The sequence below is a fragment of the Pseudomonas sp. MWU12-3103b genome (assembly GCF_023100615.1).
Taxonomy (GTDB): Bacteria; Pseudomonadota; Gammaproteobacteria; order Pseudomonadales; family Pseudomonadaceae; genus Aquipseudomonas; species Aquipseudomonas putida_A.
In genome coordinates this window covers 107,442-123,942 of the sequence record NZ_JALMEY010000020.1, presented here as the reverse complement: position 1 = coordinate 123,942, position 16,501 = coordinate 107,442, and the positions used below count along the sequence as shown (strand labels likewise).

Sequence of the window (16,501 nt, the reverse complement as noted above, 5' to 3'; positions counted from 1 at the left end):
ACGCCCGTCGACCTCACGGTCATTGAGCAGCAGCTTGACGGTATCGCCGACAGCCTTGGTGGCCCAGACGGGGATGACGACAAGCAGGCCGAGGTCGGGAAAAGTGAACACCGCCGCCCGGTTGATCCCCCACTGGCCGGAAGGCAGGAGGCGCCCGAGCACTATCGGGTCCAGCAATGAATGGGGAGCAGAGATTTTCTTCTTGGGCTGAACGAGCATGGACGGAACTCCAAGCGAACTGTCGGGAGACAAAGGGCATGGAGTTATTCAGCGCTGAAGATGACGGCTCTGGCTACTGTCAGAAATTACAGGTAGGGAGGTATTTGCGATGAACGGTCGCACGATCCCATAGCCTCAATGCTGCGTCGCCACCATTGAAAGCAGCGAATCACTCGACAGGACAGCTACTTGTCTTTTCGAACCCGTGGAGAATGCATGAGCAGTTGCTGGCGGCGGGAGAAATGCGTCAGTGATGAGCGCCATGCGTAGAAATAAGGCGCCAGCTTGAGCAGCGCCTCCCCATCAAGGGAGGCACTTGGCGTGGATTACCACCCGTTTTCGCGTCAGTGATGCTTCAAGAGGAGTGATTGTCTTTGAGCGTGAAGGCGATTGTACGCAATGTGAAACTGGGGCTTGTCGGATCTTTAGTCATAGTCTTTATCTGAAAATGCACTTCATCGAATTCTTGGCCGTTTTCTGGAGCGACTTTTTTATCAAGTGCAAGCTCTTTGCCAGTTCCGTCGAACAGGATTGTGGGTTCTTCTAATGCTTCCTTATCCAGCAGGAAGTAAAGAAGGATTTTAGTACGGTACATGAAAGACAATCGGCCGCTGATTTCTGCACTCTTGGCACGCCCTTCATTCAGTGCCAATGAGTACACAAAATCGCTGTCTTCCTTCACGCTAAACATCACGGCCCTCAGACTCGGCTCATTGGTCACTGTGCAATTATTCGAAGACAATCCCGCGGTTATTACAATCTTTACTTTGGTGTGTTCCCCCTCGAGGGTTTGAGTAGAATCCGAAATTTTTCCGCCTTCTGGATATGACTGAAAGTTTTCGACGCGGGATTTTAGCGATGTAGATGACATGGTAGAACTCCATCGATTGGTTGGACGACAGAGTTATTAAGGGAGTAATAGAAGACTTTGGCTACTGTCAGAACTATCAGGTCGGAGTGGGTTTCCGATGAATGGTCGCGCAGGTCGCAACCGCCTCGACACCCATCTGTTATCGAGCCTCATCTGCCAATTCGACTGCCCTTGGCCACCAGAATGGAAAGCTAGATAACGTTGTGCTCATTATCGGTTACCTAAGCGAAAGGCCGATCTGTCTCACAACAGATCGGCCTTTTTCATGCCGTCAGCGCTCAGACATGCTCGCCACTCTTCGCCTGCACCTTCGGCGCGCCATGCCCATGATCGTGTTCATCAGGCTCGATCACCGGCACTTCCTTGCCATCACAATCGTGCAGCTTGCCGTCGCTGAAGTAATCGCCTTCCCGCAGCGCCGCCAGGTCGCGATAACGCAGGGTGCGCTCTTCTGCGGCGGCAAACACCGACTGCTGGTCCGAGTTACCGGCAGTGAAGTGATTGAAAGTCAGATTCAGCACGATCGCCATGATCGCCGAGGAGCTGATGCCCGAGTGGAAAATAGTCGCGAACCAGCTCGGGAAATGATCGTAGAAGTTCGGCGCGGCAATCGGGATCATGCCGAAGCCGATCGAGGTGGCGACGATGATCAGGTTGACGTTGTTGCGGTAATCGACCTTCGACAACGTGCGAATCCCGCTCGCCGCCACCGTCCCGAACAGCACGATACCGGCGCCGCCCAGCACTGAGGTCGGCACCGCAGCGATCACCCGGCCCATGAACGGCAGCAGACCGAGAATCACCAGAAAGATCCCCCCGGTAGCCACCACATAACGGCTCTTGATCCCGGTCACCGCCACCAGCCCGACGTTCTGCGCGAAGGCGCTTTGGGTGAACGAACCGAAGATCGGCGCAAACATGCTCGACAGCATGTCCGCGCGCAGTCCGTTGCCCAGGCGCTTGGAGTCGACTTTGGTGCCGATGATCTCACCGACCGCCAGAATGTCCGCCGAGGTTTCCACCAGGGTCACCATGACCACGATGCACATCGACAGGATCGCGGCGAAGTGGAAGGTCGGCATGCCGAAGTGAAACGGCGTCGGAAAGCCGAACATCGGTCCTTGGGCGACACCGGAGAAATCGGCCATGCCGAGGAACACCGCCAGAATCGTGCCGATCACCATGGCCAACAGGATCGACAGCCGCGAGATGGTCGAGCTGCCGACCTTGCTCAACAGCAGCACCAGCACCAGCGTCACCGCCGCCAGACCGATGTTCTGCATGCTGCCGAAGTCCGGCGCATGGCTGTTGCCACCCATGGCCCAACGCGCGGCCACCGGCATCAGCGTCAGGCCGATGGTGGTGATCACGATGCCGGTTACCAGCGGTGGGAAAAACTTGGTGATTCGCGAGAACACCGGGGTGATCAGCAAGCCGATCAACGACGCGGCAATCACCGCGCCCAGCACCGACTGGAAGCCGCCCTCCCCGCCACTGCTGACGATCGCGACCATGGTCGCCACACCGGAGAACGACACGCCCTGCACCAGCGGCAACTGACAGCCAAAAAACGGTAGACCCAGGGTTTGCAGCAGTGTCGCCAGCCCCCCCGCAAACAATGAAGCAGCAATCAACAAACCAATGTCCGCCGGCGACAGCCCGGCCGCCTGGCCGATGATCAGCGGCACCGCAACGATACCGCCGTACATGGTCAGAACATGTTGCAGGCCGTAAGCCATATTCGCGCCGACCCCGAGATTTTCGTCCTCGGGCCGTTGGTGTGAAACATGGGGCGTTTTCATGTGGGGGGTTCCCTGGTTTTTGTTATGCGCACACTGTATTCAATACTCGGGACAAATGTCCATAGAGTTGTATACAACTTGTCAGTCACATAATGGATAGGTAGCCACCCAAGCTTCTATCTCGCCACCTCCATCTCCCACAAATCCGGCAACACATCCCCTCCTGCCCCCGGTTTTTATCGCACTAGGCTGAAGTGTTCATGGCGACCAGCGGTGCACCGGCGCTCTTTTTTATACATATAAAGTATGCATAATGAAGTCATTCGAAATTCAGTACGACAAAAGCAAGAACGCAGCCAACAAACTCAAGCACAGGGGCGTCAGCCTTGCCGAGACCGAGCCGGTCTTTCATGACGAACGCGCGCTGACGATCGAGGACAACGACCATGACGAACAGCGCTGGATCACCCTCGGTCTCGATGGCAAAGGGCGCTTGCTGGTGGTTGCGTACAGTTATCGCGAAGCCAACGTCGTACGAATCATTTCTGCACGTGTCGCCACACCGAGCGAGCGTTGCGCTTATTTTCTGGAGGCTTGAACGATGAAAGACGAATACGACTTCTCGCAGGGCAAACGCGGAGCCTTGGCGCCCACCAAGGGCAAGACCCGCATCACCATCATGCTCGATGACGCGGTCATCGAAGCCGCCCGCAGCGTGGCGGAAAACGAAGGCTTCGGTTATCAGACCGTGATCAACAACACCCTGCGCCATGCCCTGCTGGAGGCTGGCAGCAAAACGCAAGACGTCGAGCCGCACCACTCCGGGCAATTCAAGAAAGGCATCACCGCCGCCGACCTCAAGAGTCTGGAAAAAAAGCTGTCGGCGGCGGTCGGGGAAATCCGCCGGGTACTGGAACCGGAGGCCAAGCCCTGAGATCAGGCCGGTACAAGCATCCGCGCCAGCGACTGGCGCACATGCGGCTGGTCAGGCAGACGCAAGCCGAACTCCTGCTCCAACACCTCGATCAACTCATCGACATCCGTCACCTCGCGCCGCTCGCTGTCGGCGCCCATATGATGAATCGCGAAACTGCCGTTGTTCAGGGTCCGCCGCCAACCATCGCCAGTGCGCGCAACCATCAACCGCTGAGCAAACGGTGATTCGGGATGGGTCGAGACGTACCAGTTGCCGAGGGTGTAATCGATGTCTTCCTGGCGTTGCAGATCAAACAGGTACATCGCGCGCCATTCGCCGGCGACATTGGCGCGCAGCATGTAACCATCGGCCTGTTTCTCGATGCGATAGGACTCGTGCGGCGTCGCCTGTTCAGCCTCGGTATCGAGCAGCAACGGCGCGGTCGGCACCATGCCACCGAAGCCGACATCGGTGATGTAGCGCTCGCCATCGATGATTACCAGGCTCAAGCGATGCGTGCGGGCCGTCCAGGTGCCCTCGGGTTGCGCCAGCACCACGCGCCCGGAGATGCCACGGGCCTCGAAGCCCAACTCCTGCAGCAACGCCAGAAACAGATTGTTCAGTTCGTAGCAGTAACCACCCCGGCCACCGTGGAGAACCTTTTGTTCGACCGACGCCAGATCGATCAGCACCGGCGCGCCAGTGATCGTCGACAGATTCTCGAAGGGAAAGACGCCGGTATGCCGCAACTGCAACTGCCGCAGGGTTGTCAGTGTGGGGGGCGGTGGGATGTCGAACCCCAGGTGTTGCAGGTACAAAGTCGGATTCGCCAGACGTGGCTCGCTCATTGCTCAGTCCTTTTGCATGTGGCCGCGGATCGTTGCGCCGCTGGCCGACATGTATACGGGATCGGGCCCCGACTCCGACAATTGATTTCGCCAATCAGCGCTACCGACGCTTGCGCGAACCGATGCGAATCCAGGTCGGCGCATGGTCGCTGGCGTGCTGTTCGTTGCGCACCCAGGCGTCGACCCCGGCCTCGTGCAGATACGGGCTGAGTGCCGGGTTGAGCAGCAGATGATCGATGCGCAGACCGGAGTTGGTTTGCCAATGCTGGCGAAAATAATCCCAGAAGGTGTAGAGGCGATCGTCGGGATACAGATGGCGCAGCGAATCGGTCCAGCCCTGATCGAGCAGCCGTTGATAACACTCGCGGCTTTCGGGTTGCAGCAGCGCATCCTTGAGCCAGGAGCGGGTGTTATAGATGTCCATATCGGTGGGCGCCACGTTGTAGTCACCGGCAAGCACCACCGGATGATCACTGCTTTGCAAATCCTTGGCGTAGCGGATCAAACGCTCGAACCAGGCCAGTTTGTAGTCGAACTTCGGCCCCGGTTGCGGGTTGCCGTTGGGCAGGTACAGGCAGCCGACCAGCACACCATGCACCGCCGCCTCCAGATAACGGCTGTGCTTGTCGTCCGGATCACCCGGCAGACCGCGACGGCTCTCCAGCGGTTGCGCATCGCGGGCGAGAATCGCCACGCCGTTCCATGACGCCTGACCGTGCCAGATCGCGCCATAACCGGCGGCCTCCAGTTCGGCGGCGGGGAATGCACTGTCGACCGACTTGAGTTCCTGCAGACAAGCGATGTCCGGTTGCTCGCGCTTGAGCCACGCCAGCAGGTTCGGCAAGCGTGCGCGCAGGCCGTTGACGTTGAACGTGGCGATCCGCAGGTTTTTCATCGTTCAGGCTCCGGCGAACAAGGTGTGAAAATTGTGACCCTGTGCTAACGGCGGTGGTTGCATCGGATCAACCGGCTGCGGCGTAATAAGCGCTCGCCACTGCCCCGAACTGCCGAGACTCGATTCCATGCTCACCACCCTGCAAGGCCCGCGCATCCTCCTGCGTCCGCTTCAGTACAGCGACGCCGACGCCCTGCTCCGCGCTGCCGCCGACGGCGAACTGTGGAACCTCACCGTCACTGTGGTGCCTTCGGCGAGCACCATCGACAGCTATCTGAAAAAAGCCCTCGACGGCCGTGATGCCGGCACGGTCATGCCGTTTGTGATCGTGTTGAAGGATAGCGGCGAAGTGATCGGCTCGACCCGGTTCTGGAAGATCGACCCGCTCAATCGCAAACTGGAAATCGGCAGCAGCTGGATCTCGGCACGCTGGCAGAAATCCTTCGTCAACACTGAAGCTAAATACCTGATGTTGCGTCACGCTTTCGAGGTGCTCGACTGCGTGCGAGTGCAGTTCACCACCGACGAGAACAACCAGAAGTCGCGCAACGCGATTCTGCGCCTCGGTGCGCAACAGGAAGGCATCGTGCGCCACGAGCGGATCATGCCCGACGGCCGCAAGCGTAACTCGGTGCGTTTCAGCATCATCGATGACGAGTGGCCGCAGGTGCGGCAGGTGCTGGAGCAGAAACTGGCTGAGGATCGAGGCTGAGGCTCGACAACCGCTCGTCAGCCAATCGGCACCAACAGCTGCGGCCGTCAGACCAAAGTCAGGTAACCGAACCTTTTTGGGAGACGTACCATGACAACGCGCAAACTGACTTCCCTGTTGCTCGCCGGGCTGCTGGCCACCGCCTCGGTCGGCGCCTTTGCCGCCAATGACGGGGCGGATGCCTCCGGCACCAAATCCGGTGCTACAAGCGGCACCAACATGCCACCCAACAGCACCCCCGGCGCTCCGAAAAACGGTGACAGTACCGATGGCGCCGGCAAGGGTACCGGCACCAACAGTGGCACCATGGGTTCTGGATCGGGAGCGGGGGGCGGCACTGGTTCGGCCGGCGGCGGAACTGGCGGTGCCGGTGGTGGCACAGGCAGTTGAACGAATAAGCGTGACCGCTGGTGATCCGGCATGAAGGCATGAATCTGTGGCGCTGGAATCCGATTCCTCGCCACAGATCAAGCGCGGAGGCTTTAGCGATCCGACCGCATCAACTCGGCAACACCCTCCTCCAGCGACAACACCGCCGCGCGATTGCGCCCGGCATTTTTTGCCTGATACAACGCCGCATCAGCACGCTGGATAAACACTTCAAGGCTGTCATTGCCGCTCGGAATAAATGAGTAGCAACCCAGACTGACCGTCAGGTATCCGGTGGGCGAACCGCTGTGAGTAATGCGTTTATCCATCACACTGCGGCGAATCTGCCCGGCAATCGCCAGCACGCCGTTGATGTCGGTATCCGGCAGCAACACCGCGAACTCTTCGCCACCGTAACGCACCGCCAGGTCAGACTTGCGTTGAGAGCAATTCTTCAACACCTGCGCCACCTGAGTCAGGCAGTGATCCCCTGCCACGTGCCCGTAGGCATCGTTGTAGCGCTTGAAGAAATCGATATCGAGCATGATCAGGCCGACTGGACTCGACTGCCGTGCACCGCGAGCAAATTCGATCTCCAGCGATTGCTCGAACAGGCGCCGATTCGCCAGCCCCGTCAGGCTGTCGTGGGTCGCGATCTGCTCCAGTGTGCGCTGTGCCTTGCGCAGGTTTTTCTCGATTCGCTCGCCGTCACGCACCTGATGAATGAACACCCAGCCGAACAGGCCGACGCCAAGAATCACCAGCGCCACAATCACGCTGGACTGAAAGGCCCGCTCATACCAACCCTTGAGAATCGTGTCGCGCGAAGAGGCGGACGCTACCACCAGCGGATAAGCCGCCAACTGGCGGTAGCCGTACAAGCGCACCACGCCGTCGACCACTGACTTGATCATCGCAGTGCCGGCCGGGGCTTCGGGCAGCAGCTTCTGGTAGATCCTGCCTTGCGCCAGCGACGAGCCGATCAGGCCTTCGTCGAACGGTCGCCGCGCCAGCAACGTGCCGTCCTTGAGTCCGAGAAACATGATGCCGTTGTCATCGAGGCTGAAGCTTTTGAAGAAGCGGTCGAAGTACGCCATCTTGATCCCGGCCATCAGCACGCCCTGGAAGTTGCCGGCGCGGTCGTTGATGCGTTTCGATATCGGGATGATCCACTGGCCATTCTCGCGGCTGCGAATCGCCGGGCCGATGTGCGCCACGGTAGAAGCGTTTTGCTGGTGAAACTTGAAGTACTCGCGGTCGGCCACACCCTTGCCACGGGGCAGGTCCGGGAACGAGGTGATCACCCACTGGCCCTCGCGATCGAACAGGAACATGCCGTGCAACTGCTCCAGTTGCTGCACCCGACGCGCGAAGGTTTTTTGCAGACGTGGTCGCTGCGCGGCCCCATAACCATCGTCCTCGACCCAATCAGCGAGACTGGTGAGCACCAGGTCAGCGGCCAGAAACGTGTCCTCGGCCTGCTGCGCCATGGCTCGGGTCAGGTTGGTCGAGGCGATCTGCGCGTTCGCCAGATCCTGACGCCGTGTCTGCTCCAGTTGCAGATAGAGCAAGCCAGACAGGCACAGGCACACCGCAACGATGAACAGCGCTGCCGCTTTGCGCAGCGGCAGGCGTTTAAGCGTGCCGGGAGTCTGATGGGGGTCGTGAATGGGGATTGGCAAAAACGTGTCCTGGGCAGGTACGACAGGGGCCGCAGCCCGAAACCCTTACTTTTCATGAGCGTAGCCCAGCGGGGTGCGCACAGCAAACCCGCCCCGCCAACACACGCCTGCCCCGCTGTATCGGCGCGCAAGGGATTTGGATGACCTCCGCACGTCGATTTATTTTCAGTGGTGGTTTTGCGGGTGATCGCCCTCGCGTATCTGCGCAGGGCACCGATGACGGCTATCGGGGTTTGTTGATTTCGCGCAGCAGATCCGCGACTGGCAGGTTCATGGTGTTTGAGTAGTAAGGTTTGTAGCCGTACGCGGTGACGACGACTTTGCAGGGGATTTGTTGTTTGTTGGCGAGGAGATTGTTCAGTTCTGCCACCGAGAGATTTCTTTCAGAACTCCGGTTGCTTGAAGTTTCAACTATGAACGCACTGGTGAGATAGGAATGTCCCGCCTTGCCATCCTCGCGTATTTCCGACGTCACCAAGCCAACTGCAGAAAACCGGATGGCTTTGCCAACCGAGAAATCCTGATCATCCTCCAAGGCACATTTCAGCATGCCTGAAGCCATCCCAACCCTTTCTCCTCTATCAAACAAGTTCAGAACATCCACATCCGACTGATAGCGAATGTCGTACAGAAGTGACTTCTGCCTTTCAACAGATACAAAACTCAAGTTCGCTGGAGGCTTTACATGGTCTTTTGCGCAACCGGAGCAAATAGCTAGAAAAAAGCAAAAGAGTAACCTGTGCATCACGAAAACTCCTTCATTATTGAGTCCAGCAATAAATCGCTTGCCGACTTGCTCCCAGCTACAGGCGCAATAAAAAGCCCTAATGCGTCTGCATGATTGGTATCTACGTTGGCGTTCAACGAAGGGCCACAGGAGATAAGCCACTTTTCGCCAAAATCGGCTACCCCATCCGACGGGTCTCTGTTTGTCGGGGTCGCCTTAATGTTGATCCATTCGGCGGCAACAGGATCAGGGCGTTCACGATAGATATCTGAACCTAACCAAACCAATGTCCCTTCACCCACGGGATCAAGGGTGATTAGCATCTGAATTCTGTAGCCCCAATCCGACATTATTTTTGTCAGGTGCGCGCCATTCCAACCGCCGAGGCTATGACCAACGATATAAACGGGACAGCTTTTGTACGGAATAAGGCTTAGAACATTTCGTTGGATATCCTGTTTCCCCCTGACATCGTTATATCCCAGCCATTCTGAGCGATATTTACCTTCGTTGCTTAGTGTTTCATTGCGCTTATCAAAGTTCCTCCGTGCGGCGAGGATGTTTTCATAAGGCCCCGAAAAATAATAACGTTCCTTATCCCCAGCGCCTCCGACGAAAACAACAATCGCCTTGGTACTCTCCACCGGCACAGGCTTGTCACTGACATCCTTCTTGTCCGTCAGCGCATGTTCCTTGTGCAACTTGTAATTGTTGCCTTTCGCGCACGTTACTGTTTCAGCGGCCATGCCTCACTCCTCCAGAAACAGCTTGATGGTTTCAGGCAGGTGCGAGCTGACTTCGTGGGTGAACCCGTTAGCGTCAGACACTCCGTGTTCCAGACGCCCGTCTGCGCGCTGGATCACGTAGGGATGATTGATCATGGGCTCACCGGTCACGTCATTGACCAGTTTCAACTTGTCCGTGAAATGCACCGGCATCGGCAGCAAACCACTGAAAGGCGCCGCTGTTACCGTGTCACCAATGATGACCGTGCCCGACCCGCCAATGACCACATTGCCGTGCCCACCGGTACTGTCCAGGGTCGCGGCGTTTAAGCCATTGATAAACACCGTCGAGGAAACGCCGCCAGTAATCGGGCTGCCGCACGCTGATTTATCGGTCATTCGGGCAGCCGCCAATCCGTCGAAATTCACATTCGGCGAGCCACTGGCAATCGGATTGGTGCCATGTCCCGGCAGTGGGCAGGCGGTTGGATCGGTGACGCGGGCGGCGGGTTTTCCGCTCATGAACAGCTCCTTGCAGTGTGGCGGGTCATCCTTTTTGGGGGCGCAAGCATGCGTGAATTTTCCGGGTGCTTCAAACCTTCAGGCAAAAAAAGGCGCCCGATCGAGGCGCCTTTTTCATTCGTGCAACCACTCACATCAACGCGACGGCGGCACCCGAATATCCCCCGCCCGACACTGCGTCTTCACGCCCTTGCCGCACGCGCCAAACTGCAGGTCTTTGCCCATGCACACCCGCACTTCCGAGAGTTCCGGGCCGCTGCAGATCACCGCGATGCCATTGGCCGGAATCCCCGGGTTGGCCTTGCGGAACAGGTCGGCGATTTCCTGGGCTTCGAAGTAATACGAGCTGCTGAACGGTTGCAACTCCTGCGGAATTTTCACCGCGCCGACCGCTTTGTCCGCTTCGTCCAGATAACCCATCGCGCCCAGGCCGCTGCAGGTGCCGTGCTTGGACCATTCGTGATCGAGCAATTTCTTGGTCGGGAACAGCGTCAGGCCCTTGGTGGTTTCCGCCGCCGACAGCGTGGTCAGCGGTGGGCAGGATTCCGGCCAGCCGCCGTTGGCGTATTGCGGCCACAAGCCGTGTAGCACGAAGCCGTAGCCCTTGCCGGAACATTGCACGTCATCTTTGTGGGTGAGGCAGAAGGTTGGCGACCAGGACAAGCTCAGCAGGTAGTAATCGAACTGCCCCGCCACCGCTTCCGTTTGTACCTTGCTGGCGTTCGACTGACGCGCCGAACTCAGGCCGATGCTACCGGCCGTCAGCGCGATCAGCGCCAGAATTGTAAACAGCTTTTTCATGTACCCGCTCCTTGGGACGCCTGCGTCCGTGGTTTTTGATGCTGACCAGACTTGGCCAGCGCTGATTTCGCCATGCTTGTGTTGCAAGCGCATGACGCAAGGCAAGGCCGTACACCGTTGAACGGTCTACGATTAACAGGCAGACATCAAACCAAGGGATCCGAAATGAGTAAAGCAGACGAACTGGCCGCCAAACTCAAGCAAACCCGGCACACCCATGCGGATGCCGCGCTGGAGATCGATTGCTGGCCGGCGCAGGTCTACGATCTGTACCACCGCATCGAGGCCTGGCTGCAGCCAGTCACTGAAGTGGGCCTGAAAATCCGTCGCAACCCGACCCACGTTTGCGAAAGCTCACCCGATGGCGAAAGCCACGATTACGCGATCGACCAACTGGTGATCGAAGCCAATCAACAAACCCTGACATTTGATCCCATCGCGCGGTTTACCGAGGACGGCGCCGGCCGCGTGCAGATCACCCTGCCCGAGCGCAACACCTATCTGCTGCGCACCGTCGATGAACATCACGAAAGCCATTGGTGGTTGCAAACGGTGGAAACCGGTCAGGAACTGGATGCGATTGCGCTGACGGAGAACAATCTTTTGCAGGTGGTGCAGGAAGGTCTCGGCCTATAACGCGAGTGGCCAAACTGTCAAAACTGTAATCCCCCTCTCAGCCAACTGAAAGCCAGCGCTGGGTAGCCTCCCCGTCATGTATCAAACGGGGACTTCCAGCGCATGCCTTCCAACACCTCAAGACGCACCTTCGTCAAAGGCCTGGCCGCCAGCGGCCTGCTCGGCGGCCTCGGTCTGTGGCGCGCGCCTGTCTGGGCGCTGACCCCGCCTGGGCAGATCAACGAACTGAGCGGCAGCGAATTCGAGCTGTTCATCGGCGAAACCCCGGTCAACTTCACCGGCAGCCCGCGCACTGCGCTGACCATCAATGGCAGTCTGCCCGGCCCGCTCTTGCGCTGGCGCGAGGGTGATACGGTGACGTTGCGGGTGCGCAACCGACTCAGCGCCAGCACCTCGATCCATTGGCACGGCATTCTGCTGCCGGCGAACATGGACGGTGTGCCGGGCCTGAGTTTTCACGGCATCGAACCCGGCGGCGTATACGTCTACCAGTTCAAGGTGCGGCAGCACGGCACTTACTGGTATCACAGCCATTCCGGCTTGCAGGAGCAGGCCGGGGTTTACGGGCCGCTGGTGATCGACGCGAAAGAGCCGGAGCCGTTCCAGTACCACCGCGACTACGTGGTGATGCTCAGCGACTGGACCGACGAAGACCCGGCCAGCCTGATGAAGACCCTGAAAAAGCAGTCCGACTACTACAACGACCACAAGCGCACCGTTGGCGATTTCATCGACGACGTCAGCGACAAAGGCTGGGGGGCCACCGTCGCCGACCGCACGATGTGGGCGCAAATGAAGATGAACCCCACCGACATCGCCGACGTCAGTGGCGCCACCTACACCTTCCTGATCAACGGCCATACGCCCGACAGCAACTGGACCGGGCTGTTTCGCCCCGGCGAGAAACTGCGTCTGCGGCTGATCAACGGCTCGGCCATGACTTACTTCGACGTGCGCATTCCGGGGCTGAAAATGACCGTGGTCGCGGCAGACGGTTTGCACGTCAAACCGGTCAGCGTCGACGAGCTGCGCATCGCCGTGGCGGAGACCTACGACGTGATCGTCGAGCCTGACAGCGAGGCCTGCACCCTGTTTGCCCAGGCCATGGATCGCAGTGGTTACGCCCGCGCCACCCTCGCCACCCGCGCCGGTCTGGCAGCACCGGTGCCTGCGCTGGACCCGCGCCCGCTGGTGACCATGGACGACATGGGCATGGCCGGGATGGATCACGGCTCGATGGACATGAGCGCCATGGCGGGCATGGATCACTCGGCGATGGGTCCGATGCAATCGCACCCCGCCAGCGAACAGGACAATCCGCTGGTGGACATGCAAGCCATGAGCACCGCGCCGAAACTCGACGACCCTGGCCTCGGCCTGCGCAACAACGGCCGTCGCGTGCTGACCTACGCCGACCTGCGCAGCACCTTCGAAGACCCGGACGGCCGCGATTCCGGGCGCACGATCGAGCTGCACCTGACCGGGCACATGGAGAAGTTCGCCTGGTCGTTCAACGGCATCAAATTCTCCGACGCCGAGCCGCTGCGCCTCAAGTACGGCGAGCGCCTTCGTCTGGTGCTGGTCAACGACACCATGATGACCCACCCCATCCACCTGCACGGCATGTGGAGCGATCTGGAAGACGAGAACGGCAACTTTCAGGTGCGCAAACACACCATCGACATGCCCCCCGGTACCCGTCGCAGCTATCGGGTGACGGCCGATGCATTGGGCCGCTGGGCCTATCACTGCCATCTGCTTTATCACATGGAAACCGGCATGTTCCGCGAAGTGCGGGTGGAAGAATGAAGGGGCCGATCATGACTCGAATCGCAACGTTCTCCTTGTTACTCATCAGCACTTCCGTCATGGCCGCCGCCGACGACATGCAAGGCATGGATCACAGTCAGATGCCCGGCATGGATCACTCGATGCAGAGCATGGACGACGGCATGATGCAGCCCGCCGCGCCGACTGAAAGTCGCACGCCGATCCCGGTGCTGACCGACGCCGACCGCGCCGCCGTGTTCGTCAGCCCCGCCGGCCATCAGGTGCACGACAGCGTGATCAACAGCTACTTCCTCGCCGACAAACTCGAATGGCAAAACGCCGATGACGGCAGCGCTTTGGCCTGGGATCTGTCCGGCTGGATCGGCGGCGACATTGATCGCCTGTGGCTGCGCTCCGAAGGCGAACGCAGCAACGGCAAGACCGAGGACGCCGAGCTCCAGGCATTGTGGGGCCACGCGATTTCGCCGTGGTGGGACGTGGTCAGCGGCGTGCGTCAGGACTTCAAACCCGGCGCCCCACAAACCTGGGCCGCGTTCGGTGTGCAGGGCATGGCGCTGTACAACTTCGAAGCCGAGGCCACGGCGTTTCTCGGCGAAGGCGGACAAAGCGCACTGCGGCTGGAGGGCGATTACGACATTCTGCTGACCAATCGGCTGATCCTGCAGCCCACCGCCGAGCTCAACGTCTACGGCAAAAACGACCCGCAACGGGGCCTCGGCTCCGGCCTGTCGAACACTGAAACCGGCCTGCGCCTGCGCTACGAAATCCGCCGCGAATTTGCGCCGTACCTCGGCGTGACGTGGCACCGCACCTACGGCAACACCGCCGATTACGTCCGCGAAGAAGGCGAAAGTCGCAGCGAAGCACGGCTCGTGCTCGGTGTGCGGCTGTGGTTCTGAATTCCCACTGAAAAACACCCCAGAGGTCTTGCATGCGCACATTGAATATCACCCTTGTACTCGCCAGCGGATTGCTCTTGAGCAGCCTCGCTCAGGCTCACCCGAAACTGCTGTCATCAACCCCGGCCGAAGGTGCCGACGGCGCGGCTCCCGACAAGATCGAACTGCACTTTTCCGAGAGCCTGCTGACTCAGTTCTCCGGCGCCAAACTGGTGATGACCGAGATGCCCGGCATGGCCCATTCGCCGATGCCGATGAAGGCCAGAGTCAGCGCCGGCAGCGACCCGAAATCCATGCTTGTCACCCCGCTCACGCCGTTGCCCGCCGGCACCTATAAGGTCGAGTGGCGTGCGGTGTCGTCCGACACGCACCCGATCACCGGCAACGTCACGTTCAAAGTGCAGTGAGCGATGGCTGAACTGATCAACATCATTCTGCGCCTGGCGTTGTATGTGGATTTGCTGCTGTTGTTCGGGGTGGCGTTGTTTGCGCTGTGCAGCGTGAACGCGCCGCTGCGGTTCAGGCCGCTGTTGCGTGGATTGGCGTTGCTCGGTGCCCTGCTGTCAGTGGCTGGATTGCTGCTGATGACGAGCGCCATGAGTGGCGAAACCGAACTCGCCGCACTCTGGCCGCACCTGCAGATGATGCTGCTGGAAACGGACGTCGGGCTGGCGTGGGCGCTGCGCATGATTGCACTGATCGTGGTGCTGGCTCAGCCGGGGAAGTGGCTCGCGTCGATGGCCGGCGCGGTCGCCCTCACCTCCCTTGCGTGGAGTGGGCACGGAGCAATGGACGAGGGCTCGCTGCGTTTCTGGCATTTCCTCAGCGACATCCTCCATCTACTGGCGGCGGGGGCATGGTTGGGCGGCATGCTGGCGCTGGTGCTGCTGGCGCGGGGTGGTGTGGATGAAGCACGGATTCGCCTGCTGGCAGAGGCGGTGAAACGCTTCGAATGGATCGGCGCGGCGATTGTGCTGACGCTGTCAGTGAGCGGCGTGGTGAATTACCTGTTCATCGTCGGCCCGAGGCTGCACGACGTGCTGCTCGGCACCTATGGGATGTTGCTGGCGATCAAGGTTTTGCTGTTTGCCGCGATGCTGGTTTTGGCGGCGCTGAACCGCTTTCACCTTGGGCCTGCGCTGGAGCGATCGCTATGCGATGGACAGCACGTCATCGCGGCGAATGCACTCAGGCGCAGCGTGCTGCTGGAACTGGGCATGGCCCTGCTGATCGTGACGTTGGTGGCGTGGCTTGGCACGTTGAGTCCGGACGCGGGATGACACCCGCGAAGGCCTTTCACTACACTGGCTCACCGTCCTCTGCAGAAGCCGATGTCCATGACCATTCTAAAAAGCACGATGATCCTTTGCGGCGCGCTGACCCTGGCCGCTGGCGTTCAGGCCCAGGAAAGCCCTTCGCACCTCGACAGCATCCAGCAACAAGGCCAACTGCGCGTCTGCACCACCGGCGACTACAAGCCCTACACCTTCAAGCGCACCGACGGCGACTTCGAGGGCATCGACATCGCCATGGCGCGCTCGCTGGCCGACAGCCTCGGGGTCAAGGTCGAGTGGGTGCAAACCACCTGGAAAACCCTGATGCCGGACATGCAGGCCGGCAAGTGCGACATCGGCATGGGCGGCATTTCAGTGACGCTGGAGCGGCAGAAAAAAGCCTACTTCAGCAACACCCTCGACAGCGACGGCAAGATCCCGCTGGTGCGCTGCGCCGAGCAGGCCAAGTACCAGACCATCGAGCAGATCAACCAGCCCAACGTGCGTCTGGTTGAACCGGCGGGCGGCACCAACGAAGCCTTCGTCCATGCCTTCCTGCCCAAGGCGCAACTGGCCCTGCACGACAACGTGACGATCTTCCAGCAACTGCTCGATAACAAGGCCGACGTGATGATCACCGACGCCTCGGAAGCGCTGTATCAGCAGAAACTCAAACCGGGTTTGTGCGCGGTGAATCCGCACCAGTACATGCAGTACGGCGAAAAGGCCTATCTGCTGCCGCGCGATGACATCAGCTGGAAGCTGTACGTCGATCAATGGCTGCACCTGAGCAAAGTCACTGGCAGTTATCAGAAGGTCATTGGTGAGTGGCTGGCAGTGCCGCAGTAATCTTCCAGGCACAAACATTTGTG

20 protein-coding genes are annotated in these 16,501 nt (G+C 59.5%); 10 read left to right on the top strand and 10 right to left on the bottom strand.

Annotation, left to right across the window (positions count from 1 at the left end; genetic code table 11):
- The 3 genes from M0808_RS25595 to M0808_RS25585 all read right to left on the bottom strand — a co-directional run.
- The coding region (locus M0808_RS25595; protein WP_247842878.1) for a hypothetical protein at nt 1–219 on the bottom strand (219 nt) is incomplete at its 3' end.
- 355 nt (nt 220–574) lie between these two features.
- Nucleotides 575–1,090: a hypothetical protein gene (locus tag M0808_RS25590; RefSeq protein ID WP_247842876.1), complete on the bottom strand. Its 516-nt coding sequence runs from the start codon at nt 1,088–1,090 to the stop codon at nt 575–577.
- A 278-nt stretch (nt 1,091–1,368) separates the two neighbouring features.
- Entirely contained in the window at nt 1,369–2,892 is a 1,524-nt protein-coding gene (locus M0808_RS25585) for a nucleobase:cation symporter-2 family protein (protein WP_247842875.1), read from the bottom strand.
- A 253-nt stretch (nt 2,893–3,145) separates the two neighbouring features.
- Here M0808_RS25585 and M0808_RS25580 point away from each other — a divergent pair, with 253 nt between their 5' ends.
- Together M0808_RS25580 and M0808_RS25575 are read left to right on the top strand one after the other, a co-directional pair.
- Nucleotides 3,146–3,430 carry a BrnT family toxin gene (locus M0808_RS25580; protein WP_095668807.1) on the top strand — a complete coding sequence of 95 codons (285 nt, stop codon included), beginning with the start codon at nt 3,146–3,148 and terminating at the stop codon, nt 3,428–3,430.
- 3 nt (nt 3,431–3,433) lie between these two features.
- Nucleotides 3,434–3,766: a BrnA antitoxin family protein gene (locus M0808_RS25575; RefSeq protein ID WP_247842873.1), complete on the top strand. Its 333-nt coding sequence runs from the start codon at nt 3,434–3,436 to the stop codon at nt 3,764–3,766.
- Nucleotides 3,767–3,768: 2 nt separating this feature from the next.
- Here the strand turns inward: M0808_RS25575 and M0808_RS25570 are convergent, their stop codons facing one another.
- Together M0808_RS25570 and xth are read right to left on the bottom strand one after the other, a co-directional pair.
- Complete coding sequence (locus tag M0808_RS25570) at nt 3,769–4,596, bottom strand: arylamine N-acetyltransferase (RefSeq protein ID WP_247842871.1); 828 nt, start codon at nt 4,594–4,596, stop codon at nt 3,769–3,771.
- A gap of 100 nt (nt 4,597–4,696) precedes the next feature.
- Nucleotides 4,697–5,491, bottom strand: a complete 795-nt coding sequence (xth, locus tag M0808_RS25565) for an exodeoxyribonuclease III (protein WP_247842869.1) — start codon at nt 5,489–5,491, stop codon at nt 4,697–4,699.
- A 127-nt stretch (nt 5,492–5,618) separates the two neighbouring features.
- Here xth and M0808_RS25560 point away from each other — a divergent pair, with 127 nt between their 5' ends.
- On the top strand, nt 5,619–6,203 hold the full coding sequence (locus tag M0808_RS25560; RefSeq protein WP_097088638.1) for a GNAT family protein: 585 nt from the start codon (nt 5,619–5,621) through the stop codon (nt 6,201–6,203).
- Nucleotides 6,204–6,293: 90 nt separating this feature from the next.
- A complete protein-coding gene (locus M0808_RS25555) occupies nt 6,294–6,593 on the top strand; it encodes a hypothetical protein (RefSeq protein ID WP_096796939.1) in 300 nt (99 codons plus the stop codon).
- 92 nt (nt 6,594–6,685) lie between these two features.
- Here the strand turns inward: M0808_RS25555 and M0808_RS25550 are convergent, their stop codons facing one another.
- The 5 genes from M0808_RS25550 to M0808_RS25530 form a co-directional block, all read right to left on the bottom strand.
- Nucleotides 6,686–8,254 (bottom strand): sensor domain-containing diguanylate cyclase, encoded by a 1,569-nt coding sequence (locus tag M0808_RS25550; RefSeq protein ID WP_247842861.1) that lies wholly within the window; start codon nt 8,252–8,254, stop codon nt 6,686–6,688.
- Nucleotides 8,255–8,477: 223 nt separating this feature from the next.
- Nucleotides 8,478–8,999, bottom strand: a complete 522-nt coding sequence (locus tag M0808_RS25545; protein WP_247842859.1) for a hypothetical protein — start codon at nt 8,997–8,999, stop codon at nt 8,478–8,480.
- Nucleotides 8,999–9,727 (bottom strand): alpha/beta hydrolase, encoded by a 729-nt coding sequence (locus M0808_RS25540; protein ID WP_247842857.1) that lies wholly within the window; start codon nt 9,725–9,727, stop codon nt 8,999–9,001. The genes M0808_RS25545 and M0808_RS25540 overlap by 1 nt, the downstream gene beginning before the upstream one ends.
- Before the next feature lie 3 nt (nt 9,728–9,730).
- Nucleotides 9,731–10,234 carry a PAAR domain-containing protein gene (locus tag M0808_RS25535; protein WP_348773063.1) on the bottom strand — a complete coding sequence of 168 codons (504 nt, stop codon included), beginning with the start codon at nt 10,232–10,234 and terminating at the stop codon, nt 9,731–9,733.
- Nucleotides 10,235–10,363: 129 nt separating this feature from the next.
- Entirely contained in the window at nt 10,364–11,029 is a 666-nt protein-coding gene (locus M0808_RS25530; protein ID WP_247842855.1) for a ribonuclease T2, read from the bottom strand.
- A gap of 165 nt (nt 11,030–11,194) precedes the next feature.
- On the opposite strand from M0808_RS25530, the gene M0808_RS25525 reads away from it, so the two are divergent.
- The 6 genes from M0808_RS25525 to M0808_RS25500 all read left to right on the top strand — a co-directional run bounded on the left by M0808_RS25525 (nt 11,195) and on the right by M0808_RS25500 (nt 16,478).
- The gene (locus M0808_RS25525) at nt 11,195–11,665 is read left to right on the top strand and encodes a hypothetical protein (protein ID WP_098964677.1); all 471 of its coding nucleotides are present in this window, start codon (nt 11,195–11,197) and stop codon (nt 11,663–11,665) included.
- Between the two features lie 102 nt (nt 11,666–11,767).
- Nucleotides 11,768–13,474, top strand: coding sequence for a copper resistance system multicopper oxidase (locus M0808_RS25520; protein WP_247842854.1), 1,707 nt, complete (start codon nt 11,768–11,770; stop codon nt 13,472–13,474).
- An 11-nt stretch (nt 13,475–13,485) separates the two neighbouring features.
- Nucleotides 13,486–14,355: a copper resistance protein B gene (locus M0808_RS25515; RefSeq protein ID WP_247842848.1), complete on the top strand. Its 870-nt coding sequence runs from the start codon at nt 13,486–13,488 to the stop codon at nt 14,353–14,355.
- A 32-nt stretch (nt 14,356–14,387) separates the two neighbouring features.
- Nucleotides 14,388–14,762 (top strand): copper homeostasis periplasmic binding protein CopC, encoded by a 375-nt coding sequence (copC, locus tag M0808_RS25510; RefSeq protein WP_027611506.1) that lies wholly within the window; start codon nt 14,388–14,390, stop codon nt 14,760–14,762.
- Nucleotides 14,763–14,765: 3 nt separating this feature from the next.
- On the top strand, nt 14,766–15,635 hold the full coding sequence (copD, locus tag M0808_RS25505; RefSeq protein WP_247842847.1) for a copper homeostasis membrane protein CopD: 870 nt from the start codon (nt 14,766–14,768) through the stop codon (nt 15,633–15,635).
- A 57-nt stretch (nt 15,636–15,692) separates the two neighbouring features.
- Complete coding sequence (locus M0808_RS25500; RefSeq protein ID WP_247842846.1) at nt 15,693–16,478, top strand: transporter substrate-binding domain-containing protein; 786 nt, start codon at nt 15,693–15,695, stop codon at nt 16,476–16,478.
- The last annotated feature ends 23 nt before the right edge of the window (nt 16,479–16,501 follow it).